15 protein-coding genes are annotated in these 16310 nt (G+C 61.2%); 9 read left to right on the top strand and 6 right to left on the bottom strand.

Annotated features, from left to right (window positions below):
* Positions 1-9 precede the first annotated feature (9 nt).
* Positions 10-2331: a helix-turn-helix domain-containing protein gene (locus GQR96_RS10300; RefSeq protein ID WP_065904013.1), complete on the top strand. Its 2322-nt coding sequence runs from the start codon at positions 10-12 to the stop codon at positions 2329-2331.
* On the opposite strand, the gene GQR96_RS10295 is transcribed toward GQR96_RS10300, so the two are convergent.
* Complete coding sequence (locus GQR96_RS10295) at positions 2298-3140, bottom strand: helix-turn-helix transcriptional regulator (protein WP_064187333.1); 843 nt, start codon at positions 3138-3140, stop codon at positions 2298-2300. The genes GQR96_RS10300 and GQR96_RS10295 overlap by 34 nt on opposite strands.
* A 107-nt stretch (positions 3141-3247) precedes the next feature.
* Here GQR96_RS10295 and GQR96_RS10290 point away from each other — a divergent pair, with 107 nt between their 5' ends.
* From GQR96_RS10290 to sapF, 6 genes are all read left to right on the top strand, one after another.
* Entirely contained in the window at positions 3248-4156 is a 909-nt protein-coding gene (locus GQR96_RS10290) for an SDR family oxidoreductase (protein ID WP_074384446.1), read from the top strand.
* Between the two features lie 334 nt (positions 4157-4490).
* Entirely contained in the window at positions 4491-6134 is a 1644-nt protein-coding gene (gene sapA / locus GQR96_RS10285; RefSeq protein WP_032455881.1) for an ABC transporter substrate-binding protein SapA, read from the top strand.
* The gene (gene sapB / locus GQR96_RS10280) at positions 6131-7096 is read left to right on the top strand and encodes a putrescine export ABC transporter permease SapB (RefSeq protein WP_069734201.1); all 966 of its coding nucleotides are present in this window, start codon (positions 6131-6133) and stop codon (positions 7094-7096) included. Before sapA ends, sapB begins: the two co-directional genes overlap by 4 nt.
* Positions 7083-7973: a putrescine export ABC transporter permease SapC gene (gene sapC, locus GQR96_RS10275; protein WP_004151901.1), complete on the top strand. Its 891-nt coding sequence runs from the start codon at positions 7083-7085 to the stop codon at positions 7971-7973. The genes sapB and sapC overlap by 14 nt, the downstream gene beginning before the upstream one ends.
* Positions 7973-8965 carry a putrescine export ABC transporter ATP-binding protein SapD gene (gene sapD, locus GQR96_RS10270; RefSeq protein ID WP_004203899.1) on the top strand — a complete coding sequence of 331 codons (993 nt, stop codon included), beginning with the start codon at positions 7973-7975 and terminating at the stop codon, positions 8963-8965. Before sapC ends, sapD begins: the two co-directional genes overlap by 1 nt.
* Before the next feature lies 1 nt (position 8966).
* Positions 8967-9776: a putrescine export ABC transporter ATP-binding protein SapF gene (gene sapF, locus GQR96_RS10265; RefSeq protein ID WP_004203898.1), complete on the top strand. Its 810-nt coding sequence runs from the start codon at positions 8967-8969 to the stop codon at positions 9774-9776.
* A 29-nt stretch (positions 9777-9805) separates the two neighbouring features.
* Here sapF and hutH read toward each other — a convergent pair whose 3' ends face one another.
* From hutH to GQR96_RS10240, 5 genes are read right to left on the bottom strand one after another with little or no spacing between them, the layout of a single operon-like run.
* A complete protein-coding gene (gene hutH / locus GQR96_RS10260; RefSeq protein WP_023318042.1) occupies positions 9806-11305 on the bottom strand; it encodes an HAL/PAL/TAL family ammonia-lyase in 1500 nt (499 codons plus the stop codon).
* Positions 11302-12096, bottom strand: coding sequence for an ABC transporter ATP-binding protein (locus GQR96_RS10255; RefSeq protein WP_017900863.1), 795 nt, complete (start codon positions 12094-12096; stop codon positions 11302-11304). The genes hutH and GQR96_RS10255 overlap by 4 nt, the downstream gene beginning before the upstream one ends.
* 1 nt (position 12097) lies before the next feature.
* A complete protein-coding gene (locus GQR96_RS10250) occupies positions 12098-12829 on the bottom strand; it encodes an ABC transporter permease (RefSeq protein WP_004203893.1) in 732 nt (243 codons plus the stop codon).
* A 9-nt stretch (positions 12830-12838) separates the two neighbouring features.
* A complete protein-coding gene (locus GQR96_RS10245) occupies positions 12839-13558 on the bottom strand; it encodes an ABC transporter permease (RefSeq protein ID WP_004203892.1) in 720 nt (239 codons plus the stop codon).
* 11 nt (positions 13559-13569) lie between these two features.
* The gene (locus tag GQR96_RS10240; RefSeq protein ID WP_004203890.1) at positions 13570-14415 is read right to left on the bottom strand and encodes a transporter substrate-binding domain-containing protein; all 846 of its coding nucleotides are present in this window, start codon (positions 14413-14415) and stop codon (positions 13570-13572) included.
* A gap of 209 nt (positions 14416-14624) precedes the next feature.
* On the opposite strand from GQR96_RS10240, the gene GQR96_RS10235 reads away from it, so the two are divergent.
* The gene (locus tag GQR96_RS10235) at positions 14625-15167 is read left to right on the top strand and encodes a HutD/Ves family protein (protein WP_060657070.1); all 543 of its coding nucleotides are present in this window, start codon (positions 14625-14627) and stop codon (positions 15165-15167) included.
* Positions 15168-15365: 198 nt separating this feature from the next.
* Complete coding sequence (fabI, locus tag GQR96_RS10230) at positions 15366-16154, top strand: enoyl-ACP reductase FabI (RefSeq protein ID WP_004203888.1); 789 nt, start codon at positions 15366-15368, stop codon at positions 16152-16154.
* Positions 16155-16310 lie beyond the last annotated feature (156 nt).

The raw sequence follows: 16310 nt of genomic DNA, 5'->3' as shown, positions 1-16310 counted from the left end.
GAGAGCCATGTGGAGCAGCATTCAGGCGACTTTAGCGTCACCGTGCGCGATGTGCGTCAGCTGAGCCACCCGGAAAGCGATCTGCTGACGCTGCTGTGGGTGCTGGAAGGGAGCGTAAATCTAACGGAGGCGGAAGGTGCGCCGCAGCAGCTTGCCGTCGACGAGCTGGCGATCGTTAACCGCAACCGTCGCTGGAGCCTGCGCAGCGCCGGGGGCAACGCGGTGATGATCCTGACCCTCGCCGCCAGCTGGCTGGCCCGCCTCGACACCACTTTTTTTGCCGTCGACTACCAGATATCGCCGCGCACCCGGGATGCCGATGACGGCCTGCGCCGCCTGATGCGCCAGCTGCTGGTGAGCGGTCTGGTCAATCATCCCGGCCATTACCGGCTGGAGGCCAACCGCTGGTTGAGCGAGATAGCGCTGCTGCTGGCCACGCGCTTCAGCCAGCCCATCGTCTCCACGCCGCGGCGCGATTCAGAAAAATGGAGCCGGAGGATAGCCAGCGTGGTGGCGCGGATCGACGCCAACTATCAGCGCCGTCTCTCTTTACAGGAGGTGGCGGCCGCAGAGTTTGTCTCCGAGGCCTGGCTGTCACGCCTGTTTCACAAGGAGGTTGGGGTCAGTTTTGTTCAGTACCTCACCGCGCTGCGCCTGCGCCACGCCGCCGACCAGCTGTTAACCACCCGCAAACCCGTTCAGCAAATTGCCCGCGAACAGGGGTTCGCCAGCACGCGAATGATGAGCGATCTGTTTAAGCGCCACCATGGCGTGACGCCGCGCCAGTATCGCGAGCAGTCCCCCCGGGAGCCTGGCCGACCACGCCCGCCGCAGGGAGATCGCTGGCAGCCGGTGGCCGTGGACCGGCTCTACGCCCGCCTTAATGAGCCCGAACCACCCGACAGGGAGAGCCAGGCGCTGCTGATCAATCCGCCGCAAACCCGGGAGATCAACCTGCACCAGCGACCGGCACGCGCCGCAGTGCTGCGCCATACCCGGATGGTGGTGACCGTGCGCGAGCTGGACGATCTGCTGCGGGAGGACGTGCGCCGCGAGCTGGAGCAGTTGCACCGCGTCCTGCCTGTGTATGCCATCGATATCAACGACGCCTTTCTCAGCAGCCGCCTGTTCGGCACCGGCTGGGACGATCCGCAGATGGCTGGCTACGCCTGCTGGTACAACCTGCAGCAGATCTTCAGCTGGCTGGCGGTGATGGGCTGGCAGGTGATCCTGCATACCGGGGTCACCACTCGCAGCGACCTGCTGCAGCGCTTCCTGCAACTCGCTGCCAACCATTTTCCGCCGGCGACGCTCAGCAGCTGGCGCTTTGTCTGGCACTGGTCGCCGCAGGCGAGCGAAGCGGCCCGCCAGGCCGCCTGGCGGCAGCAGCGCGAGGTTCTTCACCGTCTTCTGCCGCAGCCGCAGCTGGGGATCTGGCACCGCTTTGCCGCCAGCGCGCCGGGGGACGATTCCCTGTTCCACTCGCCGCTGCTGGCGGAAGCCGATTTTCTCGCCAGCCAGGCGGATGCCAACGAACAGCTCGATCTGGCCCAGGCGGACAGCAGCAGTCTGGCCTCCAGCGAGCACTATCCGGCGCATAAGCTGCGGCAGATCCACAGCGCCCTGCGTCAACGGCAGCTCAACCTGCCGCTATGGCTGCTCTCGTGGAATACGCTGACCGGCGATACGCGGGACACTAACGGGCGCTTTTTTCGCGGCGCGCTGTTGATGGATAATCTGCTGGGGGTCGCTGACCAGGTCTGGCTGGCGGGCTTCTGGTTAAATTCCGGCCTTCAGGGCGAAGCCCGCGCCAACGGCAAGCTGGATACCTCAAGCCTGGCGCTGCACTATCTGCACGGGCTGCCGCGCCCGGTTTACTGGGTGCTGTGGCTCTGGCGACGGCTGCGCGGCGAGATCCTGTTCCACGACAAAAACCTGCTGCTGCTCCATCATCAGGGGCACTACCAGCTACTGCTGCGCAATACGGTGGTCTACAACCCATGGCTCTCCAGCGAAGCGGCTTTTATTCAACGCTTCAGCCAGCCGTACAGTGTGCGGCTGCAGGGGCTCAAGGGCCGCTGGCGCGTCAAACAGCACCTGTTCGATCAGCACCACGGCGCGCTGTTCCCGCTGGTGGACGCCTTTCGCAGCCGCAGCGGCCCCGACGCCGAAGATTATCAGTGGCTGATGCATCAGGCTCGTCCGGCGCTCAGCGTGGAGGAGGCCCGGCTCAATGGCCACTGGCTGCGGGTCGACTCGCTGGAGAGTAACGCCCTGGCGCTGTACGAATTTACCCCTCAGCTCTCCCCCGGCGAGGATCCTGACGCCTGAAGCAAACCGTGAATTTTGCGCTGGCTCTCCGTCGTCGCCGGGTTGAAAACCAGCAGCGACAGATCGGGGCGGCCTTCCACGGCAAAAGAGGTGAACTCCAGATCGAGCGGGCCCATCTGCGGGTGGTTAATGCGCTTATAGCCTTCGCCGTGGCCGGCGACGTCATGGCTTTGCCAGAAACGGGCGAACTCGACGCTTTGCTGGCTGAGCTCCGCGATCAACTGGTCAGTTTCTTTCGTGGCGCCCATTCGCGTGACGTCGGCGCGAAAGGCGTTAACGATAAGCTGCCCAACCGTCTGCCAGTCCTCCAGGGTGCAGCGGGCCTCAGGCCGGGTAAACAGGCGGCGCAGCACGTTGCGCTCCGCCAGCGGCAGCTGGCCGTAGTCGGTCAGCACCCTGGCCGCCGCCGTGTTCCAGGCGATCACGTCCCAGCTGGCGGTACGGATAATCGCCGGAATGGTGAAGGCGTCAAGCACCCGCTGCAGCCGCGGCGTCATATCATCCGTGACCGTCAAACGGGTCTGCGGCGGATGGCCGAAGGCGAGAATAAACAGATGTTCGCGCTCCGGGGTGGTCAGCCGCAGACCGCGGGCGATCCGCTCCAGCACCTCGCGGGAAGGCGCCCCGCCGCGGCCCTGTTCAAGCCAGGTATACCAGGTCGGGCTGATGCTGGCCAGCTGGGCGACCTCTTCACGACGCAGGCCCGGCGTGCGCCGGCGTCCCGCCGGGAAGCCAAACGTCGCCGGGTCGAGACGCTGACGCCTGGCGCGGAGAAAATCACCTAAAGCATGATTGTCAAAAGTGTTCATCATCTGCCTGTGAGTCTTCCTGTTAGAATTTATACCCCGATAATGTCTCTACTTTTATAGTATGACATCGTGGGTAGGATACGCCTGAAAACCCGTTCAGGAGGTTCATGATGCGTATATTTCTTACCGGCGCGAGCGGATTTATCGGCTCGCGTATTCTTCCGGCGCTGCAGGCGTCGGGTCATCAGGTTATCGGCCTCGCGCGCAGCGACGCTACGGCGCAGGCCCTGGAAGCGGCAGGCGTCGAGGTGCATCGCGGCACGCTGGATGCCCCCGATTCGCTGCTGGCGGGCGTCGAGCGCGCCGACGCGGTGATCCATACCGCTTTCGACCACGACTTCAGCCGCTTTGCCGCCAACTGCGAGAAAGACCGCCAGGCGATCCTGACCATGGGCCAGGCGCTGCGCGGCAGCGAGCGGCCGCTGGTCATCACCTCCGGCACGCTGATGGGCGACGACGGGAGCGGCGCCCCGGCCCGCGAGTCGTGCTTTAACGCAGCGCACCCCAGCCCGCGCACCGCTTCAGAGCTCGCCGGCCAGCAGCTGCTGGAGGCGGGAGTGGACGTCCGGGTGGTTCGCCTGCCGCAGGTGCATGACACCGTGCGCCAGGGGCTGCTGACCTGCTATATCGAGCGCGCGGTCACCAGCGGCGCGGTGGCCTTGCGCGGCGAGGGGAACAACCGCTGGTCCGCCGCCCATGTCGATGACGTCGCGCGCCTGTACGTCAGCGCCCTGCTGCAGGGCGCTGCGGGCGAACGCTACCATGCGGTGGCTGAAGAGGGGATCGCGTTACGAGAGATCGCCGCAGTCATCGCCCGGGGTTTAAATCTGCCGCTGACCCAGTTGGATGAGACGCAGGCCGACGCCTGGTTCGGCTGGTTTGCCCCCTTTACCGCCCTTGAGCTGCGCGCCAGCTCGGCATGGACCCGCGAGCGATTGCAGTGGCAGCCGGTCGGCCCCGGGCTGCTGGAGGACTTACGGAATATGGATTACCAAAAAGTGACGTTGTCACAATAAGCAAAGACGTTCCGCCCCTTTATTACACCCGACGGGTAGGGTTAGCCGCCCGTCGGACCATCTGCTTTCTCCCCGCTATACTGAATTTATCCTCGGCGTTAGCGTCGCTTCCACCGTCCGGTCAATCGCGGCCAAACAGAGCTGACTGGCGATATCGGCGATAAAAAGTTACCATGTTTCATTATACAGACTCGGTTCCGCGACTATTTTAATCAATTGACTGAATACTATACGCCCCCGGTAACCGCATTATCCCTCAGGCTTGTTGAAGGCGGTGGTGAATGTCTATGAATCTTAATAAGATAGAGTTCAACTCTATAATCAAACAGAAAATATGCGCCTGAAATTGTCATCTCTCCTGGCAGCGGTTTCCCTGCTGTGTGGGCAGGCTTTTGCCGCCCCTGCGCTCCCCGACCGCGCCGATATTCGCGACAGCGGTTTCGTCTATTGCGTCAGCGGCCAGGTGAATACCTTTAATCCGCAGAAAGTGAGCAGCGGACTGATCGTCGATACGCTGGCTGCGCAGATCTACGATCGCCTGCTTGACGTCGACCCTTATACCTATCGGCTGGTCCCCGAGCTGGCTGAGAGCTGGGAAGTCCTTGATAACGGCGCCACCTACCGTTTTCACCTGCGCCGCCACGTCCCGTTTCAACGCACGGCATGGTTCTCCCCGACGCGGGATTTCAACGCCGATGACGTGATCTTTACCTTTGGCCGCATCTTTAACCGCGATCACCCTTGGCACAACGTCAACGGCAGCAGCTTCCCCTACTTCGACAGCCTGCAGTTTGCCGACAGCGTGGAAAGCGTCCGCAAGCTCGATAATCAGACCGTGGAATTTCGCCTCAAGCGGCCGGATGCCTCATTCCTCTGGCATCTTGCCACCCACTATGCGTCGATTACCTCCGCCGAATATGCCGCCCGCTTAACGCAGGACGATCGTCAGGAACAGCTCGATCGCCAGCCGGTGGGCACCGGCCCGTTCCAGTTGTCAGAGTACCGCTCCGGACAGTATGTTCGCCTTCAGCGCCACCCCGGGTACTGGCGCGGCAAACCGTTGATGCCGCAGGTGGTGGTCGACCTCGGCTCCGGCGGTACCGGCCGCCTGTCAAAACTGCTGACCGGCGAATGCGACGTGCTGGCCTGGCCGGCCGCCAGCCAGTTGACGATCCTGCGTGACGACCCGCGCCTGCGCCTGACGCTGCGTCCGGGGATGAACATTGCCTGGCTGGCCTTCAACACCGCCAAGCCGCCGCTGGACAACCCGGAGGTACGCCACGCGTTGGCGCTAGCTATCAACAACCAGCGCCTGATGCAGTCCATCTACTACGGCACCGCGGAGACGGCGGCGTCGATGCTGCCGCGCGCCTCCTGGGCCTACGATAACGACGCTAAGATTACCGAATATAATCCCCAGGAGGCTCGTGCTCGTCTGAAGGCGCTGGGGCTGGAAAATCTCACCCTCAAGCTGTGGGTTCCCACCAGCTCGCAGGCGTGGAACCCCAGCCCGTTGAAAACAGCCGAGCTGATCCAGGCGGATATGGCGCAGATTGGCGTCAAAGTAATCATCATGCCGGTGGAGGGGCGCTTCCAGGAGGCGCGGCTGATGGACATGAACCATGACCTGACCCTCTCCGGCTGGGCGACGGACAGTAACGATCCGGACAGTTTTTTCCGGCCGCTGCTGAGCTGCGCGGCGATCGCCTCGCAAACCAACTTTGCCCACTGGTGTAACCGGGAATTTGATGACGTGCTGCAAAAAGCGCTGCTCTCGCAACAGCTCTCCTCGCGGATGGACGCTTACAAAGAGGCCCAGCGCATCCTCGCCCGTGAACTGCCGGTCCTGCCGCTGGCCTCGTCGCTGCGGTTGCAGGCCTATCGCTATGATATGAAAGGTCTGGTGCTTAGCCCCTTCGGTAACGCTTCCTTCGCTGGCGTATCGCGGGAGAAAACCGAAGAGGTGAAAAAACCATGATTATTTTTACCCTGCGCCGTCTGCTGCTGCTGTTGGTCACCCTCTTTTTTCTGACCTTTGTCGGCTTCAGCCTGAGCTACTTCACCCCCCATGCCCCGCTGCAGGGCGCGACCCTGTGGAATGCGTGGCTGTTCTGGTTTGAAGGGGTACTACACTGGGATTTTGGCGTCTCCAGCATCAACGGCCAGCTGATTTCCGATCAGTTGCGCGAGGTGTTCCCGGCGACCATGGAGCTGTGCATCCTCGCCTTCGGCTTTGCCCTACTGATTGGCATTCCGGTGGGGATGATCGCCGGCGTGATGCGCAACAAATGGCCCGATACCCTGATCAGCGCCGTTGCGCTGGTCGGTTTTTCGATCCCGGTCTTCTGGCTCGCGCTGCTCCTGACCCTCTTCTTCTCCCTGACCCTCGGCTGGCTTCCGGTCTCCGGCCGCTTCGACCTGCTGTATGAGGTGAAAAACGTCACCGGTTTCGCGCTGATCGACGCCTGGCTTTCGGACTCACCGTGGCGCCATGAGATGATCGTCAGCGCCGCCCGGCATATGGTGCTGCCGGTGCTGACCCTGGCGGTAGCCCCTACTACCGAAGTGATCCGCCTGATGCGCATTAGCACCAGCGAGGTCTATGACACCAACTACGTCAAGGCGGCCGCCACCCGCGGCGTGTCGCGACGCAAAATTCTACTGCGCCACGTGCTGCACAACGCCCTGCCGCCGGTGATCCCGCGCCTCGGCCTGCAGTTTTCCACCATGCTCACCCTGGCGATGATCACCGAGATGGTGTTCAGCTGGCCCGGACTGGGCCGCTGGCTGATCAACGCCATTCGTCAGCAGGACTACGCGGCGATCTCCGCCGGAGTAATGGTGATTGGCGCGCTGGTGATTATTGTCAACGTGATTTCCGATATTCTCGGTGCCATGGCTAACCCACTGAAACATAAGGAATGTTATGCCCTACGATAGCGTTTATCTGGAAAAGCGTCCGCCCGGCGCGCTGCGCACCGTATGGCGTAAATTCTATGGCGACACCACGGCGATGATCGGCCTGTACGGCTGCGCGGGGCTGCTGCTGCTCTGCGTCTTCGGCGGCTGGTTCGCCCCCTACGGCATCGACCAGCAGTTCCTCGGCTACCAGCTACTGCCGCCATCGTGGTCGCGCTATGGCGAAGTCTCTTTCTTCCTCGGGACCGATGACCTGGGGCGCGATGTGCTCAGCCGGCTGCTGAGCGGCGCGGCGCCGACCGTCGGCGGCGCTTTTGTCGTCACCCTCGGCGCCACGCTGTTTGGCCTGGTGCTGGGCGTCATTGCCGGGTCGACCCACGGCCTGCGCTCGGCGGTGATGAACCATATCCTCGATACCCTACTCTCCATCCCCTCGCTACTGCTGGCCATCATCGTCGTCGCCTTTGCCGGGCCGCACCTCAGCCATGCGATGTTTGCCGTCTGGCTGGCGCTGCTGCCGCGGATGGTGCGTTCCGTCTACAGCATGGTCCACGATGAGCTGGAGAAAGAGTACATCATCGCCGCCCGCCTCGACGGGGCGTCGACGCTGAATATTCTGTTGTTCGCCATTCTGCCCAATATCGCCTCAGGCCTGGTGACCGAGATCACCCGCGCCCTGTCGATGGCTATTCTGGATATCGCCGCGCTGGGCTTTCTTGACCTCGGCGCTCAGCTGCCTTCGCCGGAATGGGGAGCGATGCTGGGCGATGCGCTGGAGCTTATCTATGTTGCGCCGTGGACCGTGATGCTGCCCGGGGCCGCGATTATGCTCAGCGTACTGCTGGTCAACCTGCTGGGCGACGGTATTCGCCGGGCGATCATTGCCGGGGTAGAATAATGCCGTTACTCGATATTCGTCACTTAACCATCGAATTTAAAACCAACGAAGGCTGGGTGAAAGCCGTCGATCGTGTCAGCCTGACCCTGACCGAAGGCGAAATCCGTGGCCTGGTCGGGGAATCCGGCTCCGGGAAGAGCCTGATCGCCAAAGCTATCTGCGGCGTGACAAAGGACAACTGGCGGGTCACGGCCGACCGCATGCGCTTCGACGACATCGACCTGCTGCGGCTGTCGAACCGCGAGCGCCGAAAACTGATCGGCCACAACGTGTCGATGATATTCCAGGAGCCGCAGTCGTGCCTCGATCCCTCTGAGCGCATCGGCCAGCAGCTGATCCAGAGTATTCCCGGCTGGACTTACAAAGGGCGCTGGTGGCAGCGACTTGGCTGGCGCAAGCGGCGGGCCATCGAGCTGTTGCACCGCGTCGGGATTAAAGATCACAAAGACGCCATGCGCAGCTTCCCCTATCAGCTGACCGAAGGCGAGTGCCAGAAGGTGATGATTGCCATCGCCCTGGCCAACCAGCCACGCCTGCTGATCGCCGATGAGCCGACCAACGCCATGGAGCCAACGACTCAGGCGCAGATTATCCGCCTGCTGACGCGGCTCAACCAGAACAACAACACCACCATTTTGCTGATCAGCCACGACCTGCAGATGCTCAGCAAATGGGCGGATAAAATCAACGTCATGTACTGCGGGCAGACGGTGGAGAGCGGGCCCAGCGAAGAGCTGATCACCCTGCCGCATCACCCCTACACCCAGGCGTTAATCCGCGCTATCCCGGATTTTGGCAGCGCCATGCCGCATAAAAGCCGCCTCAACACCCTGCCGGGGGCGATCCCGCTGCTGGAGCAGCTGCCCATCGGCTGCCGGCTGGGGCCCCGCTGCCCGTACGCCCAGCGCGAGTGTATTGAAACGCCGCGTCTTACCGGGGTGCGCAATCACCTGTACGCCTGTCATTTCCCGCTGAACATGGAGAAAGAGTGAAATGGTCGAAACATTGCTGGAAGTGCGCCAACTCAGTAAGACCTTTCGCTACCGCACCGGCTGGTTTCACCGCCAGACGGTGGAGGCGGTTAAGCCGCTGAGTTTTACCCTGCGCGAACGGCAGACGCTGGCGATTATCGGCGAGAATGGCTCCGGAAAATCCACCCTCGCGAAGATGCTGGCGGGTATGGTGGAGCCCACCAGCGGCGAGGTGCTGATCGACGACCATCCGTTGACCTTCGGGGATTACTCCTACCGCAGCCAGAAAATTCGCATGATCTTTCAGGATCCGTCGACGTCGTTAAACCCGCGCCAGCGCATCTCGCAGATCCTCGATTTTCCGCTGCGGCTGAATACCGATCTCGACGCCGAAGCGCGACAGAAGCAGATCATCGACACCCTGCGCATGGTCGGCCTGCTGCCGGACCACGTCAGCTACTATCCCCATATGCTGGCACCGGGTCAGAAGCAGCGTCTTGGCCTCGCCCGGGCGCTGATCCTGCGCCCGAAGGTCATCGTCTGCGATGAGGCGCTGGCCTCGCTGGATATGTCGATGCGCTCCCAGCTCATCAACCTGATGCTGGAGCTGCAGGAGAAACAGGGCATCTCCTACATCTATGTCACCCAGCACCTGGGCATGATGAAGCACATCAGCGATCAGGTGCTGGTGATGCATAACGGGGAAGTGGTTGAGCGCGGCAGCACCGCCGATGTGCTGGCCTCACCGCTGCACGACCTGACCCGACGTCTGATTGCCGGCCACTTTGGTGAGGCTCTCACCGCCGACGCCTGGCGCAAAGACGGCAAATAGCGTCGTCTCATTCACCTCGCCCGCTGACCTCACGCCGGCGCGTGGCCAGCGGTTCGCTTAAGGATGGCCACCGCGCTGGCAATGTCCGGCGCCAGCCAACGATCGTCCTCCCAGCCAGGCACGCTTTCGCGCAGCAGGTCTCGCGCCCGGCGTGTGCCCGCGGCCAGCTTCTGCGGCTCGTGAAAATCGAGCCCCTGGGCAGCGAGTAAATATTCGATGCCGAGGATCTGATAGAGGTTGCCCAGCAGGCGCTGCAGTTTCAGCGCAGCGCTGGTGCCCAGACTTAAATGATCCTCCTGCAACGCCGAGGTAACAAAATTATCCAGCACCGCTGGCTGCGCCAGCTGCTTGTTTTCCGCGCACAACGACGCGGCGACGTACTGGGCAATCATCATCCCTGAATTCACGCCCGGTCGGGCGACCAGGAACGCCGGCAGCCCGCTCACCAGAGGATTCACCAGCCGGTCAAGGCGTCGTTCAGCGATAGCGCCCAGCTCTGCCATGGCAATGGCCAGCAAATCGCAGGCCATTGCCACTGATTCGCCGTGCGGATGCGCCTGGGAGACCACCCGCCACTGCTCAACGGTCCCCAGGATCAGCGGATTATCGGTACAGGCGTTGAGTTCGATATTTATCTGCGTCTGCGCGTGGCTAAACTGATCGCGGCAAGCGCCATGCACCTGAGGCATCGAGCGAAGGCTTAGCGCATCCTGGGTGCGAAGTCCTTGACTTTCGGCCAGCAGAGGGCTGTCCGCCAGCAGCTCACGCAGCCGCTGGCCGCTGGTCTGGATACCGGGGCTGGCTTTCAGCGCCAGGATCTCGGCATCGAATGCCACAAGCTGGCCGCGCAGCGCTTCAAAGCTCATCGCGCCGGTTACATCGGCCCAGTCCATTAAGCGCTCGGCGTCGTCTAACGCCAGACAGGCCAGACCGGTCATGCACGGCGTACCGTTGACCAGACTCAGCCCCTCTTTCGCTCCCGGCGCGATGGGCTGCAGATTCAGCTGCGACAGGACCTCTGCCGCAGGCCACGTTCGCCCCTGCCACAGCACATCGCCAACCCCCATCAGGGCCAGGCCAATATGCGCCATATGCGTTAAATAGCCAACTGACCCCTGGGAGGGCACCTGAGGGGTGACGCCATGCTGCAAAAACGCCAACAGCTGCTGCACTATCCCGGCGGAGATCCCGGATTTACCGTGGCTGAAATTGGCCACCGCGGCGCACATAATTGCCCGGGTTGGGGCGACCTCCAGCAACGGTCCCACCCCGCAGGCATGGCTGAGCAACGTATTGCGCGACAGCTGGTGCAGCTGTGCTTCCGGCAGCGTAATATTGCACAGCGCCCCCAGCCCGGTATTGATCCCATAGGCTACCTGGCCGGCTTTAACGATATGCTGGACGATCGCCCGTCCTTGCGCGATACGCGCCCAGGCGCTGTCGCTGAGGCTCAAGGTCGCCTCGCCCCGGGCGACGCAAGCCACCTCCTGCCAGCGTATCGGCGCATCGCCCCACTGGATCATTTTCATACGACCTGTCCTGGCTGTTGATGGCTGGAGATAAATTGCTTAAAGCGCGCGGATCCCTGGCTGCCAAACAGCGCCTCAGGCGCGCCGTCGCAGTCAATCGTCCCCTGGTGCATAAAGACCACCCGGTTGGAGACATGGCGGGCGAATCCCAGCTCGTGGGTGACCACCAGCATCGTCCGTCCCTCCTCCGCCAGGCTGCGCATCACCTTTAGCACCTCGCCGACCAGTTCAGGATCCAGCGCTGAGGTGGGTTCATCAAAGAGCATGACGTCCGGCTCCATCGCCAGCGCGCGGGCTATCGCCACGCGCTGCTGCTGGCCGCCGGAGAGCTGCGCCGGATAAAAATCCTTTCGGTTCAACATCCCCACCCGCTCCAGCAGCTGCTCGGCCTGTTCAATGCAGGTCCGTTTATCGCGTTTGAGCACATAATGCGGCCCCTCAATGACATTCTGCAGGACCGTCATATGCGACCACAGGTTAAAACTTTGGAAGACCATCCCCAGCCGCGAGCGCAGGCGCTCTATCTGCCGGGGATTCGCCGCCAGCCGATGCCCGCGAGCGTGGTGTTTCATTTCAATCGTCTCCCCGCCGACGCTGACCACTCCGGCATCGGGCGTTTCCAGCAGGTTAATGCAGCGCAGCAGCGTACTTTTACCGGAGCCGCTGGCGCCAAGGATCGAAATCACATCGCCCTGCTGCGCCTGGATGGTGATCCCCTTCAGGACATCCAGGGAGCCAAAGGACTTATGAATATCGCTGACCGATAAGGTCACCGGACGTGAATCGAGCATCTTACTCTCCTTTGGTTATCGGCTTGAGCGACACGGTCGCCGGATTTGGCCTGGTATGCGGGGTTAAACGCCGTTCAAGCAGGGCGTATAATTGCACAATGATGAAATTGAGCAGCAGGTAGATGGCCGCCGCGCAGAGAAATACCTCCATCGTCCGGTAGGTACGCTGAATAATCTGTTGGGCCACCCCCGTGACGTCCCAGACGGTCACCAGGCTTGCCAGCGCCGTCGACTTGACCAACAAAATGGCCTCCGTGGAGTAGGCTGGTAGCGCATAGCGCAGCATCACCGGGGCAATGATCCGCCGCAGCAGCAGCCAGCGCGACATACCGCAAGCCTGGCCGGCTTCAATCTGGCCCGGCGGTATCGCCAGCAACCCGCCGCGCAGAATTTCCGCGGTATAGGCCGCCGTACAGAGCGCCAGCGCCAGAACGGCGCAGATGAAGGGTTCGCGCAGCAGCGGCCACAGGAAACTGTGGCGGATCACCCCAAACTGACCCAGCCCGTAATAAATGAGAAACAACTGGATCAGCAATGGCGAGCCGCGAAAGATGAGGATATAGCCTTTGGCGAAGCCGCTTGCCAGTGGCCAGCGGCTCATTCGCAGCGCCAGAACGCCAAGGGCCAGCACGCCGCCAAGCATAAAAGAGCAGATAAAGAGCCCCAGCGTCACCGGCAGCGCCGCGCCGAGCTTCAACAACGTCTCACCGAGGAAGGCAAAATCGATAATCATACAGGCTCCTTACGCCTGCGCGGCGCTGCGACGCAGCCAGGCGCGGTTCAGATGGCTCTCCGCCCGGGTAAACGCGCGGTTAGAGAGCAGCGTCAGGATCAAATAGCAACCGCCGCCGATGAGATAGAACAGGAAATAATCGCGGGTAGAGCCAGCGGCAATCTGGCTGGCGCGCATCAATTCAACCATCCCGGTCACTGATACCAGCGCCGAATCTTTGAGGCTCATCTGCCAGACGTTGGACAACCCCGGCAGCGAATAACGGACAATCTGCGGCAGCAGGATGCGCTGCAGGATCCGCCAGCGCGGCATGCCAATGGCGGTAGCTGCCTCCACTTCACCGGGCATCAACGCCAGGCGAGCAGCACGGTAGACTTCCGCCTGATACGAGGAGGAGATCAAACCAATCGCCAGGGCGCCAATCAGAAATGGCGGCACCTCAATAAAGCCGTCTGCGCCAAACAGGCGGCCCAGCCATGAAATCATCCCTGAGCCGCCAAAATAGAACAGATAGATCACCAGTAATTCAGGGATACCGCGGAATACCACCGACCAGGCGGCGCCGAACCAGCGCGCTGGCGCGTGCCGGGACAATTTTGCGGCGGCGATGACGCCGCCCACGCCCGCACCGACGGCCAGCGCTGCAAGCGACAGCAGCAACGTGGTCAGCGTTGCGCTGAGGATCAGCGTCCCCCACCCGTTTTCACCCAAACTCAGAAGATTTAACATGGTTGCCTCGCTCAGGGAGTCACGTCGCTTTTAAACCATTTCTCACTCAGTTTTTTTACCGTCCCATCGGCCAGCGCCGCCTGAATGGCGCTATCCAGTTTCGCTTTGAGATCGGTATCGGTAAGGCGCACACCCATCGCCTCACCGCCTCCCCAGATTGGGCCGCTCATCAGCGGACCGCTCAATGCCAGATTGCTATTCTCCGGACGCGACAGGGTGGTGTTGGCAAAGGTAATATCATCAAACACCGCATCGATGCGCTCAGCCTGCAGGTCGAGGATCGCATCCGCTGAGTTGTTATATTCCCGGACGTCAGCGATATCCTTGAAATACTTATCAATAAACGGGGTGTAGACGGTGCCGGAAGCGATGCCGATGGTTTTCCCTTTCAACGCCGCGCGCAGAGGCGCAATCGCCGCCTGAATCTCTTTCTCATCATCATGAAGTTTGACCGCCGGGGACGGCGGTAGCAGCGACCCTTTTACCGCAATGAAAGAGGCCGGCGTGGCAGCGTATGCCTGGGTAAACGCCACTACCTTCGAACGCTCTGGGGTGACGACGATAGCATCCATGATCACGTCATATTTTCCGGCGTTAAGTCCGGCAATCATGCCATCCCAGTTCTGCACCACCAGTTTGCATTCGATCTGCATTCGCTGGCATAAATTCGCCATTAGCTCGGGCTCGAAGCCGCTGAGTTTCCCTCCGGGAAGCGTCAGATTCCAGGGCTCATAGCCGCCTTCCGTAGCGATGGTGATCGATTTCCACTCTTTAGCGTATGTTGAGCCACCAGACAGCAGTAGCCCCGAAAACAGGGTGACCAGGCAGGCCTGGCGGAAAGTAATACGCTGTTGCATTTTCATTCTCCCGATCGCGTTTTGTCATGATGGCTCTGGTCACGGCGATAAGATAATTCGCAGATGACTGCTCATGTATATACAAGCATTGACAAACACGCACACGCGCTCAATGATGGATTTGTGAGCCCTGTTGTAAATAATTTGTAAGCACATTGAGACAAGCGTGTAACAAATACTATCCACTCCAGATTTCCGCCGAGCAAACTATGATCACGTATTTTGATTACGCTACTTTACCCGTCACGCCGTGGAAGAACGGTGCCGGCGCCACGCGGGAAATTATCGCCGTTCCTTCCGTAGATGCCCCTTTTCTCTGGCGCGCGAGCATTGCCACCCTGCAGGCCGATGGCCCTTTCTCCCCCTTTCCCGGGGTCGACCGGACGATCGTCCTGCTGGCGGGGCAACCGCTACGGCTGCGCGGGGAGGAGATCGACCATCCGCTGGCGCTCTGGCAGCCGTGGGCATTCCCCGGCGAATGGGAGCTGTCCAGCGTCGGGATCGTTGAGCCTGGACTGGACTTCAATGTCATGACCCAGCGGGGTCGAGCCTCAGCGAAGGTTGAAGTGGTGAGCGACCGGCAGCGAGCGGCCACCGAAGGCGTCGCTTATGTGCTGCAGGGGGAGTGGGATCTGGCCGGGCGGCGCTGCGCCGCCGGCAGCGGTCTCTGCTGGCGCGGCAACGCCCCGGGCGAGCTGCGGCCTCTCGGTGCCGATGGGCGCCTCCTGCTGGCAACGATTGCGCTCAAATAATCAGCTGAGAAAAGGGTATACTTGAGCCATCACGATCGGCTTTTGCCCCGCGCGGCGCGGGCCGGCTGAAAAATATCGTGACACAAGGGGTCGTCAGTGGGATATAATTCCTGGCTAAATTTGAGTTATTTTGAAATAACAATGTTAACGTTATGATTGTTAAAGTAAAAATAAGCAATAACGATAAGGATTAAAGCTATGGGTTTTCTTTCCGGTAAGCGCATTTTGATCACTGGCGTCGCCAGCAAACTGTCCATCGCCTACGGTATTGCGCAGGCAATGCACCGCGAAGGCGCGGAACTGGCATTCACCTATCAGAATGAAAAACTGAAAGGTCGCGTTGAAGAGTTTGCTGCCGCGCTGGGTTCTGACATTGTGCTGCCGTGCGACGTTGCTGAAGACGAGAGCATCACCGCGCTGTTCACCGAGCTGGAAAAAGTCTGGCCAAAATTCGATGGTTTCGTCCACTCTATCGGTTATGCCCCGGCTGACCAGTTAGACGGCGACTACGTCAACGCGGTCACCCGCGAAGGTTTCAAAATCGCGCACGACATCAGCGCCTACAGCTTCGTGGCGATGGCCAAAGCCTGCCGCACAATGCTGAACCCGGGCTCTGCTCTGCTGACGCTCTCCTACCTGGGCGCCGAGCGCGCGATCCCGAACTACAACGTCATGGGTCTGGCGAAAGCCTCTCTGGAAGCTAACGTGCGCTATATGGCGAACGCGATGGGTCCGGAAGGCGTTCGCGTCAACGCTATCTCCGCCGGTCCGATCCGTACCCTGGCCGCGTCCGGTATCAAAGATTTCCGTAAAATGCTGGCGCACTGCGAAGCGGTCACCCCGATCCGTCGCACCGTCACCATTGAAGACGTGGGTAACAGCGCAGCCTTCCTGTGCTCCAACCTGTCTGCGGGTATCTCCGGTGAAGTCGTTCACGTTGATGGCGGGTTCAGCATCGCCGCCATGAACGAGCTGGAACTGAAATAAGTTCCTTACCCTCCTCGCCCCGGTGAGGAGGGCTCTCCCTTCCCAGGCCTTGTGCCCCCCCTGTTATTCCAATCGGCTATTTGTTAGCACGTATCAATATTTTCTCCTGCTTCCGGGTTACGCCAGGATAGTTCTGCATAAACGATCCGCGGAACG

The sequence above is a fragment of the Klebsiella sp. PCX genome, from assembly GCF_021869705.1.
GTDB classification, from domain to species: Bacteria; Pseudomonadota; Gammaproteobacteria; order Enterobacterales; family Enterobacteriaceae; genus Klebsiella; species Klebsiella quasipneumoniae.
The sequence above is the reverse complement of the archived record's forward strand: the minus strand, read 5'-3'. Positions and strand labels throughout refer to the sequence as shown.

Excerpts from the sequence above, each read along its gene's own strand:
- GQR96_RS10295 (WP_064187333.1), bottom strand. The coding sequence starts at position 3,140 with ATGAACACTTTTGACAATCATGCTTTAGGTGATTTTCTCCGCGCCAGG.
- GQR96_RS10290 (WP_074384446.1), top strand. The coding sequence starts at position 3,248 with ATGATGCGTATATTTCTTACCGGCGCGAGCGGATTTATCGGCTCGCGT.
- sapA (WP_032455881.1), top strand. The coding sequence starts at position 4,491 with ATGCGCCTGAAATTGTCATCTCTCCTGGCAGCGGTTTCCCTGCTGTGT.
- sapB (WP_069734201.1), top strand. The coding sequence starts at position 6,131 with ATGATTATTTTTACCCTGCGCCGTCTGCTGCTGCTGTTGGTCACCCTC.
- sapC (WP_004151901.1), top strand. The coding sequence starts at position 7,083 with ATGCCCTACGATAGCGTTTATCTGGAAAAGCGTCCGCCCGGCGCGCTG.
- sapD (WP_004203899.1), top strand. The coding sequence starts at position 7,973 with ATGCCGTTACTCGATATTCGTCACTTAACCATCGAATTTAAAACCAAC.
- sapF (WP_004203898.1), top strand. The coding sequence starts at position 8,967 with ATGGTCGAAACATTGCTGGAAGTGCGCCAACTCAGTAAGACCTTTCGC.
- hutH (WP_023318042.1), bottom strand. The coding sequence starts at position 11,305 with ATGAAAATGATCCAGTGGGGCGATGCGCCGATACGCTGGCAGGAGGTG.
- GQR96_RS10255 (WP_017900863.1), bottom strand. The coding sequence starts at position 12,096 with ATGCTCGATTCACGTCCGGTGACCTTATCGGTCAGCGATATTCATAAG.
- GQR96_RS10250 (WP_004203893.1), bottom strand. The coding sequence starts at position 12,829 with ATGATTATCGATTTTGCCTTCCTCGGTGAGACGTTGTTGAAGCTCGGC.
- GQR96_RS10245 (WP_004203892.1), bottom strand. The coding sequence starts at position 13,558 with ATGTTAAATCTTCTGAGTTTGGGTGAAAACGGGTGGGGGACGCTGATC.
- GQR96_RS10240 (WP_004203890.1), bottom strand. The coding sequence starts at position 14,415 with ATGCAACAGCGTATTACTTTCCGCCAGGCCTGCCTGGTCACCCTGTTT.
- GQR96_RS10235 (WP_060657070.1), top strand. The coding sequence starts at position 14,625 with ATGATCACGTATTTTGATTACGCTACTTTACCCGTCACGCCGTGGAAG.
- fabI (WP_004203888.1), top strand. The coding sequence starts at position 15,366 with ATGGGTTTTCTTTCCGGTAAGCGCATTTTGATCACTGGCGTCGCCAGC.